Source organism: Kitasatospora sp. NPDC051164, from assembly GCF_044455625.1.
GTDB lineage: Bacteria > Actinomycetota > Actinomycetes > Streptomycetales > Streptomycetaceae > Kitasatospora.
Genome location: NZ_JBITFB010000045.1, coordinates 24305 through 41060 on the forward strand (window position 1 = coordinate 24305; position 16756 = coordinate 41060).

Below are 16756 nucleotides of genomic sequence, written 5' to 3' on the forward strand. Positions count from 1 at the left end.
AGCAACGGCCGGCGGCCGCCCGACGAGGGCCTAGAACACCGCCCGCACCTGCCCGACCGGTGCGCCGCCGCCGAGCAGGGGGACCGTGCCGATCCGCTCGACGGTCTCGTCCGCTCCGGTCACCCCGAGCCGGCGCAGGGCGGCCGCCAGGACCGGGCCGCGGGCGCGCTCGCCGCCGTCGTCGATCTTGAAGGCCAGCGCCCGCCCGTCCGGCAGCGCCACGACCTGGACGGCCTCGGCACCCATCTTGGACAGGGCGCCCGGGATCGCCCGCATCAGCCAGGTGTCGGCCCGCCGGGTGCCGGCCACGTACTCGGGGTGGGCGCGCATCGCGTCGGCCACCCGGCGCGGCGCGGTCGCCGTGGCGGCCAGCACCAGGCCGCGGTAGCCGCGGGCCAGGCCGGTCAGGGTGACGGCCAGCAGCGGGGCTCCGCAGCCGTCGACGCCGGCGTGCGCGGGGGTCTCGCCGGTGCCCTCCTCCAGGGCCTCGCGGGCCAGCCGCTGGATCGGGTGGGCCGGGTCGAGGTAGCTCGCGGTGTCCCAGCCGTTGGTCACGCAGGCGGCCAGCCAGCCGGCGTGCTTGCCGGAGCAGTCCATCAGGATCGGGGCGCGGTGGCCGCCGGAGCCGAGCAGCAGCTCGGCCTCGGTCTCGTCCAGCGGCAGGTCGGCCGGGGTGCGCAGGGCCGCCTCGTCGAGCCCGGCGGAGCCCAGGATGGCCCGCACACCGGCGAGGTGAAACGATTCTGCGGAGTGACTGGAGGCCGCCAGCGCCAGCAGCTCGCCCTCCAACGCCAGCCCGGCCCGCAGCGTGGCCACCGCCTGGAACGGCTTGGCGGTCGACCGCGGGAAGACCGGCGCGTCCGGATCGCCCAGCGCGAACTCGACCGAGCCGTCGGCGGCGAGCAGCACCAGGGAACCGTGGTGGTGGCCCTCGACGAAGCCGGATCGTATGACCTCGGCGAGCACGGGCACGGTGGCGAGCTGGGACATCGGGGTTGAGCCTTCCGGGGCGAGGGTGAGCCGGGAACGAACCCGGGCCCACACCCGCCCGCAGCGACTCACCCGGTCAGAGCGGCCCCCCTGCGAGCAGGTCGTCGACCCGTGCTTCCCCATCACGGTACCTGCGGGTGATCTCGGCATTGCAACCGTCGGCCGTGCGCAGCAGCCGCTGGCGCCGCCCGGACACCTCCCGCTCGTGCGCCCGCAGCCGCTCCAGGGCGGCCAGCAACTCCTCGGCCGGGTGCGCGGCCAGGTCGGCCAGCTGGACGTCTCCCATCAGCGCGTCCGCCTCCAGGCCGGATTCCCGGGTGCGCGGCGGGCCGAGGGTGACGTGCCGGGCCGAGCGCCGCACCGTGGAGGGCGCGTCGGTCAGGATGGCCGGGAGCCGGTCCAGCAGGTCGCCGGAGACCAGGTCGGGGCCGGACACACCGACCGCCCGGACCGGGCCCACGCCGGGGCGCCGGTCGAGCTCGGCGCGCAGGATGTCCATCCGCCCGTGCAGCAGCCGCCGCAGGTAGGACAGGTCGGCCTCCTGCTCCAGGGTCTCCCGGCGCAGCACCCGCAGCTGATCCAGGCCCAGCCGCTCCAGATCGGGCTCGCCCTCCGCGCCCGCCACCGGACCGTGCGGGCCCTCGGGGGCCCGCACCACCGGACCGGACCGGTCCCGCGCCGCGCTGCTCGCGTCCATCACCCAACCACCTGACGTCGTCCGATCCCGCCCGCTCGCGGCACCCCGTCCCTGCCGCCGGTCCGACCCGTCCCCCGACGGGCTCGGCGTTCCGTTCGTCGGCACGCCCGGGAGACCCCCGGAGGTTCCGCTCCCCGGCCGCAACCACCCGTCGGGGCGACACCGCCAGAACGCCTGACCTACCGGCTCGACCGTCCGGCCGAACCCGGGCCCGGCGCGGCGGACCTCATGGCGCCCCGGACCCTTCGTACGGTCCACCAGCGTGCCACCCCGCCCGGCGCGCGCGCACCGCCCGTGCACCCGAACGGCCCCCTGGCGAACGGGGGTGGCTGATATGACCAACCCTTTCCGCAGGAACAGTGGCGCCCGGACCCGCGCAGGCGCTCACCTCACGGCGTGCGCCACCTCCGTACGCGCCCCTCGTGTGCGCCCTGGGACGACCCCTGTGACGCATGTGAGGGATGCGTCCACGACGGGCGGCGGGCATGCGGGCGGGGGCGAGCGCCGAGCGAGGCGGCCCCGGCAGCGCGCGCGGGGGCGCTCAGCAACGAGCGGAGCGCGGGGTGCCCGGCGCAGGCCGTACCGGGCCGCGCCGGGGGCCCTCCGGCGGCCGTACGGTCCTCCGGCACAATGGCGGCATGCGAGCAGTGGTGCAGCGAGTGACCGAGGCCCGGGTGACCGTGGCCGGTGAGACCGTCGGCGCGATCGAAGGGCCCGGGCTCTGCGTCCTGGTCGGCGTCACCCACGACGACACCCCCGCCAAGGCCGCCCAACTGGCCCGCAAGCTCTGGACGTTGCGGCTGCTCCCGGCGAACGAGGAGGGCGTCGAGCAGAGCTGCTCGGACCTCGGCGCGCCACTGCTGGTGATCAGTCAGTTCACGCTCTACGGCGACGCCCGCAAGGGCCGCCGCCCCACCTGGAACGCCGCCGCCCCCGGCCCGGTCGCCGAGCCGCTGGTGGACGAGGTGGTCGCCCGACTGCGCGAGCTGGGCGCCAAGGTGGAGACGGGCCGGTTCGGCGCCGACATGCAGGTGGCGCTGGTGAACGACGGCCCGTTCACCGTCCTCGTCGAGGTCTGAGGCGTCGAGGTCCGAGGCGTCGAGGTCCGAGCCGGGGTCCGGCTCCCGGTCCGGCCTACTGAGGGACGATCACGTCCTGGGTGCCCGGCACCGTCCCGGCCAGCAGCACCGCGTCCACCGGGACGTTCCGCTTGACGATCGCCAGCGCGATCGGCCCCAGCTCGTGGTGCCGGGCCGAGGAGGTCACGAAGCCCAGCGACCGCCCGTCCGGGTCCGTGGCCAGCCGCACCTCGGTGCCGTGCGGGGGCAGCGACTCCTCGGTGCCGTCCAGATGCAGGAAGACCAGCCGGCGCGGCGGGCGGCCCAGGTTGTGCACCCGGGCGACGGTCTCCTGGCCGCGGTAGCAGCCCTTCTGCAGGTGGACGGCGGTGCGCAGCCAGTCCACCTCGTGCGGGATGGTCCGGTGGTCGGTCTCGAATCCGAGCCGGGGCCGGTGGCCCTCGATCCGCAGCGCCTCGTAAGCCCAGATCCCGGCCGCCGGGCCGTATCCGGCGGTGAGCTTCTCCAGCTCGGCGCGCGGCACGAACAGGTCGCGCCCGTAGGGGAGTTCGCGGACGGCGGCGGCATCCTCGACGGAGGCGGTGGAGCCGGCCGGCAGGTGGACCACGGCGTACTCGGCGGTCGCGTCGGCGACCTCCACCCGGTAGAAGAACTTCATGCTCTCCAGGTAGGCGACCAGCGCGCCCTGGGTGCCCGGCTCGACGTGCGCCCAGGTGGTGGTGCCGTCGTCCACCAGGTAGAGCGCGTGCTCGACGTGCCCGTTCGGGGAGAGCACCAGCGCCTCGGCGGCCTGCTGCGGCGGCAGCTCGCTGACGTGCTGGGTGAGCAGTAGGTGCAGCCAGGTGAGGCGGTCCGCGCCGGTGACGGTGACCACCCCCCGGTGCGAGAGGTCGACGAAGCCGGTGCCCTGCGAGAGGTGGCGTTGCTCTCGGAAGATGTCGCCGTAGTGGGCGGCGACGCCTTCGTCGGCCCCCTCGGCGGGGACGGCTCCGGGCAGGGCAAGCAGCGGGCTCTTCACACCGGTCATACCGGCCAGCTTACGACCGGTCCCCGGCGAGCTTGGCGGTGCAGTCGGCGCAGCGGCCGAAGATGGCGAAATGCTTGAGGTCGGTGTCGAAGCCGTGCTGCGCGCGCAGGCTGTCGATCAGCGGCTGGGCGATCTCGGTGTCGGTCTCGGTGACCTTCTCGCAGTCCCGGCAGACCAGGTGCAGGTGGTGGTGGCGGCCGGCCAGGTGGTAGGTCGGGGCGCCGTGGCCGAGGTGGGCGTGCGAGACCAGGCCCAGCTCCTCCAGCAGCTCCAGCGTCCGGTAGACGGTGGAGATGTTGATGCCGCTGGCGGTCCGCCGGACGTGGCAGAGGATGTCGTCGGGGGTGGCGTGGTCGAGCTCGTCGACGGCCTCCAGCACGAGCTGCCGCTGCGGGGTGAGGCGGTAGCCGCGTTCGCGCAGGTCGGTCTTCCAGTCGTCGGAGAGGTGCCAGTCGCCGGAGAGTTGCCAGTCGGTGGTGCCGGTGTCCGCCACGGTTGCTGTCCCTGCCAAGGTCGGGGGTCCTGATGCAAGTGTAGGGACCGGCCTCGGGCCGGTCCCTACCTCGTGCAGGACTGTGCTGTTACCTGAACCGTGCCTGCTCGAGCTGTGCCTACTCGAGCTGTGCCTACTTGAAAAAGGCGATGCCGTCGTCCGGCAGGTCGTTGATGTCCTTGATCAGCTGCGCCGGGCTGAGCACCTTCTTCAGCTGCGCGGACATGTACGGGCGCAGCGGCACGTTCGGGGCGGCCTTCTCGCCGACCCAGAGCAGCTCGCCGTTGACGAAGCCGTACAGCCGCTTGCCGCCCGAGTACTCCGGCGACCCCTCGATCCGGGCCACCGCGTCGGTGGAGACATCGATCTGGGGCTTGCCGTCGGCCAGCTCGCCGTACCAGATCTCGACCGTGCCGTCGTCACGGACGGAGGAGATCTCGATCCCGCGGGCGCCGCTGGTGCCGTCGGTGTTGCTCGTGATGCGCCAGAACGCGTGCTCGTTCTCCAGCGGGCGAACCTTCTCGCCCTCGCCGTCCAGCACCCAGGTGCGGGAGCGGAACTCCAGGAAGGGTCGGCCGTCGTGACGGATCACGATCTCCTGGCCGAAGTTGCACTTCTCCGCGCCGGGGAAGTCGTAGACGCCCGCGCCCTCCCAGGTTCCGAGGAGGAAGGCGAGCGGCACGACGTCCTTGTGGAGGTCTGAGGGGATCTCGATCATGTTCCTGGTCGCTGTCGTCGTCGGTGTGGGGCTGCCTCAACCGTACGGCAGGCTCAGCGCTGGCCCTGGTACAGCTTCATCACCGAGAAGATGGCGAACCAGGTGATCAGCACGGCCATGAGGGCCAGCAGACCGTCGAAGAACATTTCCAGACCGGACACGGGGGGCTCCCAGGCGGCGACAGTGTGGTGGATTTTGCTCCGCTCACTCTATCCGTCGGGCCACGGCCGGTCGCGGTGAGCCCCACCACGTCGCCGTTCGCGCCGCTGCTACCACGCCGCTCAAGCTTTGCCCAAGGGTTTCCGGGGATGACGGACGGCGGGGGCGGCGCGACCTCTAAGGTGGCGCCATGTCGAAGAAACTCGTCATCAAGGTCACCGCAGGGGCGGACGCGCCGGAGCGGTGCTCGCAGGCGTTCACGGTGGCGGCGGTGGCCGTCGCCAGCGGGATCGACGTCTCGCTCTGGCTGACCGGGGAGTCCTCCTGGTTCGCCCTGCCCGACCGGGCGGCGGAGTTCGAACTGCCGCACGCCGCGCCGCTGCCGGACCTGCTGGAGTCGATCCTGGCGGCCGGCTCGGTGACGCTCTGCACCCAGTGCGCGGCCCGGCGCGGGATCGAGCAGAAGGACACCGTCAAGGGCGTCCGGATCGCGGGCGCGCAGGTCTTCGTCAGCGAGATCATGGCGGACGGCGTCCAAGCCCTCGTCTACTGACGGCTCACGGGCGCTGCTCGTGGTCGGGGTGGTCCCGGTCATGGCCGGGGTCGTCCCACTTCGGGTCGTCCCAGCGCGGGTCATTCCACCAGTCGTCGTCCGGGTCCCGCTTGTTGGCGAACACCGCGGCGGCCGGCGGGATCACCATCGCGACCACGCACATGCCGATCGCCGCGCCGACCGAGAAGAACCGCACCACGCCCCAGGCCAGGACGAACAGGCCCAGGCACACGCCCATCATGGCGAAGTAGTAGCGACGCCGCCGCCTCGTCTGCACCCCTCCACGGTACGACCGAGGGCCCCTGCTCGGCAGGGGCCCTCGGGGTGTCGCACTCCGGTTCACGTGCGCCGGTTCGCGTACCGCTTCACGTGCGCCGGTTCACCTACGCCGGTTCCGACGCGGTCAGACCGCGATCGCGACCTCGACGGCGATGCCCTGCGAGGCCACCACCTGACGGTCCACGGTCTGGCCCGGCACCAGCGCGCGCAGGGTCCACTTGCCCGGGCGGGCGAAGAACCGGAACTGGCCGGTCGCCGAGGTGGGCACCTCGGCCGTGAACTCACCGCCCTCGTCCAACAGCCGCACGTAGCCGTTGACCGGCTCACCGTCGCGGGTCACCGAACCCTGGATGATCGTCTCGTTCGCCACGTCAACTCCTGCCAGGTCCGGGCCGCCGGCCTTCGCACCGCACATGTCTGTACTTCCCTTCTGACTTACGGGTGGAGCCGGAGGCTCAGTTGCTGCCGAGCTCGATCGGCACGCCGACCAGGCTGCCGTACTCGGTCCACGAGCCGTCGTAGTTCTTGACGTTCTCCTGGCCGAGCAACTCGTGCAGCACGAACCAGGTGAGCGCGGAGCGCTCGCCGATGCGGCAGTAGGCGATGGTGTCCTTCGCCAGGTCGATGCCCTCGGCCTGGTACAGCGCCGTGAGCTCGTCGTCGCTCTTGAAGGTGCCGTCGTCGTTGGCGTTCTTGGCCCACGGGATGTTGCGGGCGCTCGGCACGTGGCCGGGGCGCTGCGACTGCTCCTGCGGGAGGTGGGCCGGGGCGAGCAGCTTGCCGGAGAACTCGTCGGGCGAGCGGACGTCGACCAGGTTCAGGGTGCCGATGGCGGCGATCACGTCGTCGCGGAAGGCGCGGATCGACGAGTCGGCGGCCTGCGCCGTGTACGCGGTGGCGGGGCGGGCCGGCACCTCGGAGACGAGGTCGCGGGAGTCCAGCTCCCACTTCTTGCGGCCGCCGTCCAGCAGGCGGACATCGCCGTGGCCGTACAGCTTGAAGTACCAGTAGGCGTACGAGGCGAACCAGTTGTTGTTGCCGCCGTACAGGACGACGGTGTCGTCGTTGGCGATGCCCTTGGCGCTGAGCAGCGCCTCGAAGCCGGCCTGGTCGATGAAGTCGCGGCGGACCGGGTCCTGGAGGTCCTTCTTCCAGTCGATCCGGACGGCGTTGCGGATGTGGTTCTTGTCGTACGCGGAAGTGTCCTCGTCGACCTCGACGATGACGACCTTCGGGTCGTCCAGGTGGGCCTGGACCCAGTCGGCGTCGACCAGGACGTCACTGCGGCTCATGGTGATGTTCTCCATCCGAGGGCGGTTGGCGGAAGGTGCTGCTCAGGAGTGCTGCAGGGGCACCCGGGCGGAGCGATTCGAATCCTTGTCCGAATTCCTGTCCGAATACTGGGACAGGACGGGTGGACCGGTGCGGCCGGGCAGGAAACTGCGGAGTACGTCGGCGCCGGCCCGCGAGGACGGCCGGAAAAGTCACCGGGGAGATCGACGGCGGGCTTCAACTGCCCTGCCGGGATGCCGAGTCAGCGCATTCGACACAGACAGGCGGCCACGCGGCACAGGTCTACCGCCCGCCGCTTCGTGAGGTCCGTCTGTCGCTTCATGCCGACGATGCTAGGGACACCGACGGCCCGCTGTCACCAACGTATCGAATATTGAGACCAAAACAGCCGCATTGCGAGATTTGGCCTCCGGCCGGGCCGCCGGGCCCGGTCGGGCCGCCCCTCGGCAGCGCACAACGGGCGGGAACGCCACCGCTCCGCGGTCCGCGCTGGACAGCGCGTCTCGCGGAGCGGAACGTTTCGGCGGTACGAAGAACAGGCCCGGCACGCCGGGTGCGGGCCGACGGCGCGGGACTCAGCCGAGGAGCTTGACGCCCTTGCCGTCGAAGGTCAGCTGGAGGCCCTCCGGCAGCGGCGTCACACCGTCCTTGTCGCCGTCCTTGGCGGCGAGCTTCAGCCCGGCCGGCAGCGTGTCCAGGGTGAAGCTCATCGGCTCGATCTGCTGGTTGGTGACCCCGGCCAGCATCCCCGCCAGGGAGCTCAGCCGGAAGCCGTCCACCGTGACGGTGTTCCCGTCGTTGTGCACGGTGCCCTCACCGACCGCGATCGGCCCCAGCGAGGCCTTGACCTTGCCCGGCCCGCCGTACGACAGGCTCAGCCGGGAGTTGCTGCCCACCGGCAGCTTGGTGCCGTGCAGCAGCTGGGAGGCCGGCGGCAGCAGCTGCGCGAGGTCCGGGTACGAGATCACCCCGCTGCCGGTGCCGCTGTCCACCGTGGCGTTGTTCATGCTGTCGCTCACCTTGACGCCGGAGAGCTTGGCCTTGAACGAGTGCAGCGCCACCTGGTGGCTGCCGTCGCCGACGGTCAGGCCGTCGGCGGAGATCCGGACGTCGTCCAGCTTCATCGACAGCACCTGGGTGAGGAACGGGAAGCCCTCGATCGAGACGTCCGGCCGCTGGCTCATCCGGCCGCTCTTCACGATCCGGTCGGCCGCCTCGTCCTCGGCCACGCCGACCGCGATCCGGTCGGCGCCCACCAGGAGGCCCGAGAGCACCACCAGGCCGATCGTGGCCTTCAGCCATCCGCGCATCGTGTCCCCCGTCGTCGCCGGTCGCCGTTGTGGTCGTTCGCTGTGCTTGTTCGCTGTGGTCGTTGGCTGTCGTTCACTGTCCTGTGACGGCCGCCGGACGCGGCCGCTCCCGCACGACCGTACGACGTCCCGCCCCGGAGCATGGTTCCGGGACGGGACGTCGGTGGGAAGGGGGGCGTCGGCGAAGGGAGGCGTCGGCGCGCAGCGGATCAGACCAACAGGTCGGTGGCCATCCAGATCAGCGGCGCGGCCACCGCCAGCGGCAGCGCCACGCCCGCCGTCATGTGCACGAAGCGGGACGGGAAGTCGTACGCCGCGACCCGGCGGCCGACCAGCGCCCCCAGCCCGGCGAGCGCACCGAGCGCCACCGGCGCACCCACCAGCAGCCCCAGCGCCACGGCCGCCGCCAGACCCAGGACCGGGCCGAGCTGCTTCGGGCCGGGCAGTGGCGCCGCGGCCAGCAGGGTGGCCAGCGCGACCGCGCCCACCCCGGCGGGCACCCAGTCGGCCAGCAGCAGCGTGGTGCACAGTGCCGTCACCACGGTGGCCGAACCCAGCACGGTCAGCGCGTAGAACCGCTCCTTCGGGTCCGACGGACGGAACGTCTGCAGCACCAGGACCAGCAGGAAGAACCCGCCCAGGGTGCCCACCACGGCCGCCACACCGCCGTCGGAGTCCGCCAGCAGCAGCGCCACGTCCGCGGTGAACCCGGACAGCGCGGCGAGCAGGATGCCCTGGCGGGCCGGCCACATACCGTTCAGCCGGAACCAGCCGGCCGCCGTCAGCAGCTGCAGCAGCGCCACCACCAGGGCCAGCGCCACCTGCCCGAGCGCGGCACCGCCGGCCAGCAGCGCGGCCACGCCGGCCGTGATCAGGGCCGGCTGGAGGCCCGGGTCGATGATCGGCGAACCGGTCCGGCCGTGTGGGCCGGCAGGCGGTGCGGGCTGCGCCGGGACGGCCGCGAACGGCGGCAGGACGGGGGCGCCCACCGGGCCGGCCTGGCCCGTCGGACCCACCGGGCCTGCCTGGCCGGGGGCGTCCGGGCGCTTGAGCGTCATGGTCGGCGGGTCGAAGGCCTCCGCCGCCTGCTGCTGCGAGGCGGCGGCCTGCGGCGCCGGCGCCGGGGCCGCGTGCCGGGCCCGAGCCCGGGCGGGCGGCGGCGGCTGCAGCCCGGGCTGCGGGGGCTGGGCCGGACGCTGGTGCCGGCGTTGGTGCTGCGCCGGAGCCTGTCCGAGGTGCTGCGGCGGCGCGACCGGCATCGCACCGGAGACCACCACCGGCGGCAGCAGCGTGGTGGCCGCGGCGTCGTTCATCGGCGGCACGGGCGGCAGCAGCGTCGTCGCCGCACCGTCGTCGAAGGCCGGCACCGCCGGCATCACCGCGGTCGCCGCCGCGTCCTCCACCGGATAGCCGTACGGCGGCTGCTGCCCCGGCTGCTGCGCGTGCTGCGGGTACCCCTGCGGAGCCTGGGGCGGCTGGGGCTGTTGCGGTTGCTGGGGCTGCTGCGGCTGCTGTTGCCATGCGCCGTAGCCACCGGGGTTCGGGTTGTTCATGTCCGTCACGCCGCTCAGCCTCCCGCGAACGGCGGGAGGACCTCGACCGTCCCGCCCTCGGTCAGGGCGACGGTCGTGTGGTCCCGGCCGCCCACCTGGGCGCCGTCGACCAGGTACGAGCAGTGCCCGAGCAGCCGGACGAGCTTCGGCTTGTCGGCGTGCCGCTCCTTGGCCGCCGTCAGCGCCTCCGCCAGGGTCGCCGCCTCGTACGGCTCCTCGGCCAGACCGGCCTCGGACTTCGCCGCCGCCCAGTAGCGGATCGTCCCGCGCACCCGGGCACCGCTCGCGGGCTCGGTGGTCGCGCCCATCGGGCCACCCCTTCTCGTCGTCCTCGCCCGGCCCCGGTGCCCCGGTCCGGCTCGCCACCGGGGCGGCCGCCCGACCACCCGAACGATGGACCCGCGCGGCGCCGCCGATGTGCGTCCCATGATGGCGTGTCCGCCGCCACGACGGGCAATCGCCCTGGCCCGCGGGTGCGGAGCGGCGCTCGAAGCTGTGTCCAGGCTCACCCGGCGTACGCCCGAAATGGGGGTACCGCCGGATTCGGGCACTCCCGATGCGGGGGGAGGTCGGCTATTCTCGACCACCAAGAGGGATCCGGGCAGAGTCGCCCCCGGGTCCTTTTGTGCTTTCAGGACGCCAGTACGGACGTTCTTGCGATTCGTCGGCCCACCCCCGGCGGACCGCGGGAACCGCCCCGTCCGTCGCGGCACAACGACGTGCCGCGGCCGGCCGGGACGTCGCCACCGGGCACCGGGCCGCCGCCCGGGACCGGACCAGACCGGAGGTTCACGGTGATGAACAGGGCAGAAACGGTGCGCCAGGGGTTGCGGGACCCCCGGCGGGTCCGCCACTACGCCCTGCGCGCCGTCCGCTCCCTCGGTACGCCCCAGGCGCCCGTCCGCCCCTCCTCCCCCTCAGCACGTGCGCCATCCGGCTGTGGCGGCAGCCGTAACGCGACCGCGACGACCCGGAAAGGGGACCACCGGGTATGAGTTCTCTCCTCCTTCTCACCAACGCACTGCAACCTTCCGCCGAGGTACTGCCTGCCCTCGGCCTGCTGCTGCACAACGTCCGGGTGGCCCCCGCCGAGGGCTCGGCCCTGGTGGACACCCCCAGCGCGGACGTCATCCTGGTCGACGGCCGACGCGACCTGCCGCAGATCCGCAGCCTGTGCCAGCTGCTGCGCTCCACCGGCATCGGCTGCCCGCTGATCCTGGTGGTCACCGAGGGCGGCCTGGCCGCCGTCACCGCCGAGTGGGGCATCGACGACGTCCTGCTGGACACCGCCGGCCCGGCCGAGGTCGAGGCCCGGCTGCGGCTCGCGCTGGGCCGCCTCCAGGTCGTCACCGACGACAGCCCGATGGAGATCCGCAACGGCGACCTCTCGGTCGACGAGGCCACCTACTCCGCGAAGCTCAAGGGCCGGGCGCTCGACCTCACCTTCAAGGAGTTCGAGCTGCTCAAGTACCTCGCCCAGCACCCCGGCCGGGTCTTCACCCGGGCCCAGCTGCTGCAGGAGGTCTGGGGCTACGACTACTTCGGCGGCACCCGGACGGTGGACGTCCACGTCCGGCGACTGCGCGCCAAGCTCGGCGTGGAGAACGAGCAGCTGATCGGCACCGTGCGCAACGTCGGCTACCGCTTCGTCGTCCCGGAGAAGCCCGAGAAGGGCGAGCGGCCGGAGCTCGCCCAGCGCCCCGCCGCCCCCCTGGAGGCGTGAGACGCGGCCGGGCGGGCCGTCCCCCGCCCGGCTTGTCCGGTTCATCCCGGAGCCGCCCGCCGTCCACCCGGCAGCGGCCCCAGGTCCCACTGCCGCCCCGGAGACCACACGCGTAGACTCCCCTCGTGGCCAAAGTGACGCGCGACGATGTAGCCCGACTGGCTGGTACCTCGACCGCGGTCGTCAGCTACGTCATCAACAACGGGCCGCGCCCGGTCGCGCCCGCGACCCGGGAGAAGGTGCTCGCGGCGATCGAGCAGCTCGGCTACCGGCCGAACAGCGTCGCCCAGGCGATGGCCTCCCGCCGGACCAACCTGATCGGCATGGTCGTCCCGGACGCCCGCCAGCCCTTCTTCGCCGAGATGGCCCACGCCGTCGAACGGGCCGCCTCCGAGCGCGGCAAGCTCGTGCTGATCGGCAACTCCGACTACGTGGACGACCGCGAGGTCCACTACGTCCGCGCCTTCCTCGGCATGCGCGTCTCCGGCCTGATCCTGGTCAGCCAGGGCCCCTCGCAGCGCGCCGCGGAGGAGTTCGCCGCGATGGAGGGCGCCAAGGTCGTGCTGCTGCACCGCCGGCCCGAGGCGATCGACGACGTCGCGGTGGTCACCGACGACGTGGGCGGCGCCGAGGCAGTCGTCCGCCACCTGCTGGAGGTGCACGGACACCCGTACGTCGCCTGCTTCGGCGGCCCGGTCGAGTCCCCCGCCCCCGGCGACCCGGTCATCGACCACGTCGAGGGCTGGCAGCGCGCCATGGACGCGCACGGCATCCCCGCCGAACCGCACCTGATCGACGCGCCCTTCCACCGCTACGGCGCGTACGAGGTCGCCCTCGGCGTGCTGCGCTCACCGGACCGGCCGCGGGCGATCTTCTGCTCCACCGACGACCAGGCCATCGGCGTGCTGCGGGCCGCCCGCGAGGTCGGCCTGCGCGTCCCGGAGGACCTCGCGGTGGCCGGCTTCGACGACGTGCCGGAAGCCGCGCTCGCCGACCCGCCGCTGACCACCGTCGCCTCCGACCGCGACGCGATGGCCCGGGCCGCCGTGGACCTGGTGCTGGACGACTCGCTGATGGTGCCCGGCTCGGACACCGAGCGGGTCCGCAAGTTCCCGTCCCGCCTGGTCATCCGCCGCTCCTGCGGCTGTGACGGGGCCGCACCCGGTCGCCCCGCGGCGGAGTAGCGGACGGAACGGCGAGCCGGGCCGGGCAACCGGCCGAACCGGAATCGCCAACTCCACTCCGAAGGCCGCCTGACCTGGCTTTATGAGAACCCAACGGGCTTCTTTCCGCCCTCTGAGCCGGTTCTCATCCAGTCCTCATCCACCAGGCGGAGCTTGGTCGGCATGAGCGAACAGCAGCAGCACCCCAGCGACCCCCACAGCCCGTACGAGCCCCGGGTGATCGAGGGCACCGTGCTCGGCGGCGGCACCGCGGGCAGCACCGGCCCGGCCGGGTACGCCTACCGCGAGGACCACTCCGGCAGCGGCTTCGACGGACCGCCTCCTCCCCCGCCCATGCCGCCCGAGCCGCCCACCGTCCTCGGCCCCGACTCCCCCGAGGGCCACGGCGGCCGTGGCAGCCGGGCCCGGCGCGGCCTGCTGCGCGGCCGACTCGCCCTGGTGACCGCCGTCGCCGCAGCCGCCGCCGTCATCGGCGGGGTCACCGGCGGAGTGGTCGCCGCCGACCGGCAGTCCTCCGACACCCACGTCGGCACCATCGCCAGCCCGGTCTCCGCCCGCAGTGACGGCAGCGCCAACGTGCCGGCCATCGCCGCCGCCGTCTCGCCCAGCGTCGTCCAGATCACCGTCAAGAACGGCAACGGCACCGCCACCGGCACCGGCGTCGTCCTGGACAAGGACGGCCGGATCCTCACCAACTACCACGTGATCGACACCGCGGCCGACGGCGGCCGGATCACCGTCACCTTCAAGGACGGCTCCACCACCCAGGCCACCGTCACCGGCACCGACAAGTCCCTCGACGTCGCCGTGATCACCGCGACCGGCGCCAAGAACCTCGCCCCCGCCGTCCTCGGCGACTCCTCCACCATGGCCGTCGGCGACCCGGTCGTCGCCATCGGCAACCCCGACGGCCTCACCGGCACCGTCACCTCCGGCATCATCAGCGCCGAGAACCGCGACGTCACCGTCCAGCTCGACGAGGGCAGCACCAGCGGCAACGGCGGCTTCGGCTTCCCCAGCCTGCCCGGCCTGCCCGGCCTGCGCGGCACCCAGCCCCAGTCGAACAACGGCAGCACCACCACCTACAAGGCCTTCCAGACCGACGCCGCCCTCAACCCCGGCAACTCCGGCGGCCCGCTGATCAACGCCAACGGCCAGGTCATCGGCATCAACTCGGCGATGTACGCCCCGAACGGCACCAGCTCCACCGCCGGCGGCGGCACGGCCGGCAGCGTCGGCCTCGGCTTCGCCATCCCGATCGACAACATCAAGCAGGTCCTGCCGAAGATCGAAGCCGGCCAGAACCTGTAAGCCACAATCCCTACGACGGACAATTGGCCCCAGCAGGCCCTCCACCCGACGAGAAAGGGCACCCGCCCATGACCCCGTCCGCCGACGACCGCACCCCCGCCGAGCCCGGCCACCCCGCCGCCCGGCTCCTCGTGGTCGACGACGAACCCGCCCTCCGGGACGCCCTGGAGAGCAGCCTCGCCTTCGAGGGCTACGAGGTCGCCACCGCCACCGACGGCTACGAAGCCCTGGAATCCGTCGAACGCGACCGGCCCGACCTCGTCCTGCTGGACATCATGATGCCCCGAATGGACGGCCTCACCGCCGTCCGCCGGATGCGCTCACGCGGCGACACCGTCCCGGTGCTCATGCTCACCGCCCGCGACGCCGTCGGCGACCGCGTCACCGGCCTCGACGTCGGGGCCGACGACTACCTTGCCAAGCCCTTCGAACTCGATGAACTGCTCGCCCGCGTCCGCGCCCTGCTGCGCCGCAACGCCCTCGCCGCCGAGGCCGCCGCCCGCGCCGCCGCCGAGGACGACAGCGAGGTGCTCACCTTCGCCGACCTGCGCATGAACACCGCCACCCGCGAGGTCACCCGGGCCGGCAAGCCGATCGAACTCACCCGCACCGAGTTCATGCTGCTGGAGATGTTCCTCTCGCACCCCCGACAGGTCCTCACCCGCGAACAGATCCTCAAGGCGGTCTGGGGCTTCGACTTCGAGCCCTCCTCCAACTCCCTGGACGTCTACGTGATGTACCTGCGCCGCAAGACCGAGCAGGGCGGCATGCCCCGCCTGATCCAGACCGTACGCGGCGTCGGCTACGCCCTGCGCCCGGCAACCGGCGCCGGCGCGTGACAACCGTTCCTCCCCCGCCCCTGGCGCCGCCCCGCACCCCCGGCCGCCGGCGCCGCCTCGTCCACTGGCTCCGCTCCCGCTCCCTCCGCAGCCGCCTCACCTTCCTGAGCGCGGCGGCGGTGGCGGTGGCCATCGCGCTGTCGGCCCTGGCGTGCTGGTTCATCGTGGAGAAGCAGCTGTACAACCAGGTCCGGACGGACCTGGTGAACGCGCCCCTGCCCTCACCGCCGCGAGTGGCCGCCCTGGAGTGCTACGACACCCCGGAGCATGCGCTGGAACGCCAGCGCGGAGGAAATCTGCCGGAGATCAGCGGCGCTGCGCCACGGGACACCCAGTTCCTCGCGGCCGGGAAGGGCGTCTGCCTGCCCCCGGGCGCAACCAGGGCGATCGTGACCAAGTCGGAGGACTCCGCCGCGTTCCGGCTGAAGCCCGGCCAGTCGACCATCCGGGAGGGCCAGTACACCAATGGGGACCCCGCACTGGTCCGGCTGACCATGGACCCCCGGTACACCGTGCCGGTCGTCGTCATGGTCGCCACCCCCACCCAGTCCGTCGAGGACTCCCTCCAGGGCCTCGGCATCCTCCTCGGCTCCGTCTCCGTCGGCGGCATCCTCCTCGCCGCCCTCGCCGGCCGTCTGGTCGCCCGTTCCGCCCTCAAGCCGGTCGACCAACTCACCGACGCCGTCGAGCACATCGCCCGGACCGAGGAGGTCGGCACCACCATCCCGGTGCACGGGGACGACGAGATCGCCCGCCTCTCCACCTCGTTCAACTCCATGAGCACCGCCCTCGCCAACTCCCGCGAGCGGCAGACCCGGCTGATCGCCGACGCCGGCCACGAGCTCCGTACGCCGCTCACGTCCCTGCGCACCAATGTCGACCTGCTGATCCGCAGCAACGACACCGGCCGGCCGCTGCCCCCCGCCACCAAGACCAAGCTGCTCGGCAACATGAAGGCGCAGATGCAGGAGCTGACCGTCCTGATCGGCGATCTGCTGCAGCTCTCCCGCCCCGACTCCCCGAAGGCGGGCCCGAACCTCACCGTCGTCGCCGTGCACGAGATCGCCGGGCGGGCAATCGAGCGGGCGAAGCTGCGCGGCCCGGGGCTGGTCTTCGAGACGAGTGCCGAGCCCTGGTACGTGCACGCCGACGCCGCCGGGCTGGAGCGGGCGGTGATCAACCTGCTGGACAACGCGGTCAAGTACAGCCCGCCGGGCGGGACCATCGACGTCCGGCTCCAGCGAGGCGTGCTGACCGTCCGCGACCACGGCCCGGGCATCCCGGCCGATGAGCTCCAGTACGTCTTCGACCGGTTCTGGCGCTCGCCGTCCTCGCGTCAGCTGCCGGGCTCGGGCCTCGGGTTGTCGATCGTCGCGCAGAGCGTCCGGGAGGCGGGCGGCGAGGTCACGCTCGGTCCGGCCACGGACGGCGGTCCGGGCGCGCTGGCCACGGTCCGTCTGCCGGGCGGGCCCGTCCCGGAATAGCGCCCCGGAACAGCGCCCCGGAGTGACGGGGCGGAAAGCAGGACGGGCGGGGCGCCCCGACAGC

19 protein-coding genes are annotated in these 16756 nt (G+C 72.9%); 7 read left to right on the top strand and 12 right to left on the bottom strand.

The annotated features are described in order from the left end of the window. Positions 1–30: 30 nt before the first annotated feature. Both ACIBEC_RS41820 and ACIBEC_RS41825 read right to left on the bottom strand, forming a co-directional pair. A complete protein-coding gene (locus tag ACIBEC_RS41820; protein ID WP_360506824.1) occupies positions 31–990 on the bottom strand; it encodes an asparaginase in 960 nt (319 codons plus the stop codon). A 76-nt stretch (positions 991–1066) separates the two neighbouring features. Beyond that, positions 1067–1687, bottom strand: coding sequence for an ABC transporter substrate-binding protein (locus tag ACIBEC_RS41825; RefSeq protein WP_396290305.1), 621 nt, complete (start codon positions 1685–1687; stop codon positions 1067–1069). A gap of 638 nt (positions 1688–2325) precedes the next feature. On the opposite strand from ACIBEC_RS41825, the gene dtd reads away from it, so the two are divergent. Next, complete coding sequence (gene dtd / locus ACIBEC_RS41830) at positions 2326–2766, top strand: D-aminoacyl-tRNA deacylase (protein WP_360506830.1); 441 nt, start codon at positions 2326–2328, stop codon at positions 2764–2766. A 55-nt stretch (positions 2767–2821) separates the two neighbouring features. On the opposite strand, the gene ACIBEC_RS41835 is transcribed toward dtd, so the two are convergent. The 3 genes from ACIBEC_RS41835 to ACIBEC_RS41845 form a co-directional block, all read right to left on the bottom strand. Further along, positions 2822–3784: a folate-binding protein gene (locus ACIBEC_RS41835; RefSeq protein ID WP_360506929.1), complete on the bottom strand. Its 963-nt coding sequence runs from the start codon at positions 3782–3784 to the stop codon at positions 2822–2824. A gap of 19 nt (positions 3785–3803) precedes the next feature. Further along, positions 3804–4286, bottom strand: a complete 483-nt coding sequence (locus ACIBEC_RS41840) for a Fur family transcriptional regulator (protein ID WP_360506932.1) — start codon at positions 4284–4286, stop codon at positions 3804–3806. 133 nt (positions 4287–4419) lie between these two features. Beyond that, on the bottom strand, positions 4420–5004 hold the full coding sequence (locus ACIBEC_RS41845) for an FABP family protein (protein WP_360506832.1): 585 nt from the start codon (positions 5002–5004) through the stop codon (positions 4420–4422). 349 nt (positions 5005–5353) lie between these two features. Here ACIBEC_RS41845 and ACIBEC_RS41850 point away from each other — a divergent pair, with 349 nt between their 5' ends. Next, on the top strand, positions 5354–5716 hold the full coding sequence (locus ACIBEC_RS41850) for a DsrE family protein (RefSeq protein ID WP_360506835.1): 363 nt from the start codon (positions 5354–5356) through the stop codon (positions 5714–5716). A gap of 4 nt (positions 5717–5720) precedes the next feature. Here the strand turns inward: ACIBEC_RS41850 and ACIBEC_RS41855 are convergent, their stop codons facing one another. The 7 genes from ACIBEC_RS41855 to ACIBEC_RS41885 all read right to left on the bottom strand — a co-directional run bounded on the left by ACIBEC_RS41855 (position 5721) and on the right by ACIBEC_RS41885 (position 10459). Further along, a complete protein-coding gene (locus ACIBEC_RS41855; RefSeq protein ID WP_360506838.1) occupies positions 5721–5993 on the bottom strand; it encodes a DUF3099 domain-containing protein in 273 nt (90 codons plus the stop codon). Between the two features lie 126 nt (positions 5994–6119). Continuing rightward, entirely contained in the window at positions 6120–6410 is a 291-nt protein-coding gene (locus ACIBEC_RS41860) for a DUF1416 domain-containing protein (RefSeq protein ID WP_360506841.1), read from the bottom strand. Positions 6411–6450: 40 nt separating this feature from the next. After that, entirely contained in the window at positions 6451–7287 is an 837-nt protein-coding gene (locus ACIBEC_RS41865) for a sulfurtransferase (RefSeq protein WP_360506844.1), read from the bottom strand. A gap of 242 nt (positions 7288–7529) precedes the next feature. Beyond that, the gene (locus ACIBEC_RS41870; protein WP_350517234.1) at positions 7530–7610 is read right to left on the bottom strand and encodes an Ms5788A family Cys-rich leader peptide; all 81 of its coding nucleotides are present in this window, start codon (positions 7608–7610) and stop codon (positions 7530–7532) included. Between the two features lie 253 nt (positions 7611–7863). Further along, entirely contained in the window at positions 7864–8598 is a 735-nt protein-coding gene (locus ACIBEC_RS41875) for a DUF2993 domain-containing protein (protein WP_360506847.1), read from the bottom strand. A gap of 209 nt (positions 8599–8807) precedes the next feature. Beyond that, entirely contained in the window at positions 8808–10160 is a 1353-nt protein-coding gene (locus ACIBEC_RS41880) for a hypothetical protein (protein ID WP_360506850.1), read from the bottom strand. Positions 10161–10165: 5 nt separating this feature from the next. Continuing rightward, positions 10166–10459 (bottom strand): MoaD/ThiS family protein, encoded by a 294-nt coding sequence (locus ACIBEC_RS41885; RefSeq protein ID WP_360506853.1) that lies wholly within the window; start codon positions 10457–10459, stop codon positions 10166–10168. A gap of 683 nt (positions 10460–11142) precedes the next feature. Here ACIBEC_RS41885 and ACIBEC_RS41890 point away from each other — a divergent pair. The 5 genes from ACIBEC_RS41890 to ACIBEC_RS41910 all read left to right on the top strand — a co-directional run bounded on the left by ACIBEC_RS41890 (position 11143) and on the right by ACIBEC_RS41910 (position 16692). Then, positions 11143–11874: a response regulator transcription factor gene (locus ACIBEC_RS41890; protein ID WP_360506856.1), complete on the top strand. Its 732-nt coding sequence runs from the start codon at positions 11143–11145 to the stop codon at positions 11872–11874. Between the two features lie 125 nt (positions 11875–11999). Then, positions 12000–13058: a LacI family DNA-binding transcriptional regulator gene (locus ACIBEC_RS41895; RefSeq protein ID WP_360506859.1), complete on the top strand. Its 1059-nt coding sequence runs from the start codon at positions 12000–12002 to the stop codon at positions 13056–13058. A gap of 162 nt (positions 13059–13220) precedes the next feature. Further along, positions 13221–14369, top strand: a complete 1149-nt coding sequence (locus ACIBEC_RS41900; protein ID WP_360506862.1) for a trypsin-like peptidase domain-containing protein — start codon at positions 13221–13223, stop codon at positions 14367–14369. A gap of 68 nt (positions 14370–14437) precedes the next feature. Beyond that, positions 14438–15208: a response regulator transcription factor gene (locus ACIBEC_RS41905; RefSeq protein WP_360506865.1), complete on the top strand. Its 771-nt coding sequence runs from the start codon at positions 14438–14440 to the stop codon at positions 15206–15208. Further along, the gene (locus tag ACIBEC_RS41910) at positions 15205–16692 is read left to right on the top strand and encodes a HAMP domain-containing sensor histidine kinase (protein ID WP_360506868.1); all 1488 of its coding nucleotides are present in this window, start codon (positions 15205–15207) and stop codon (positions 16690–16692) included. The genes ACIBEC_RS41905 and ACIBEC_RS41910 overlap by 4 nt, the downstream gene beginning before the upstream one ends. The last annotated feature ends 64 nt before the right edge of the window (positions 16693–16756 follow it).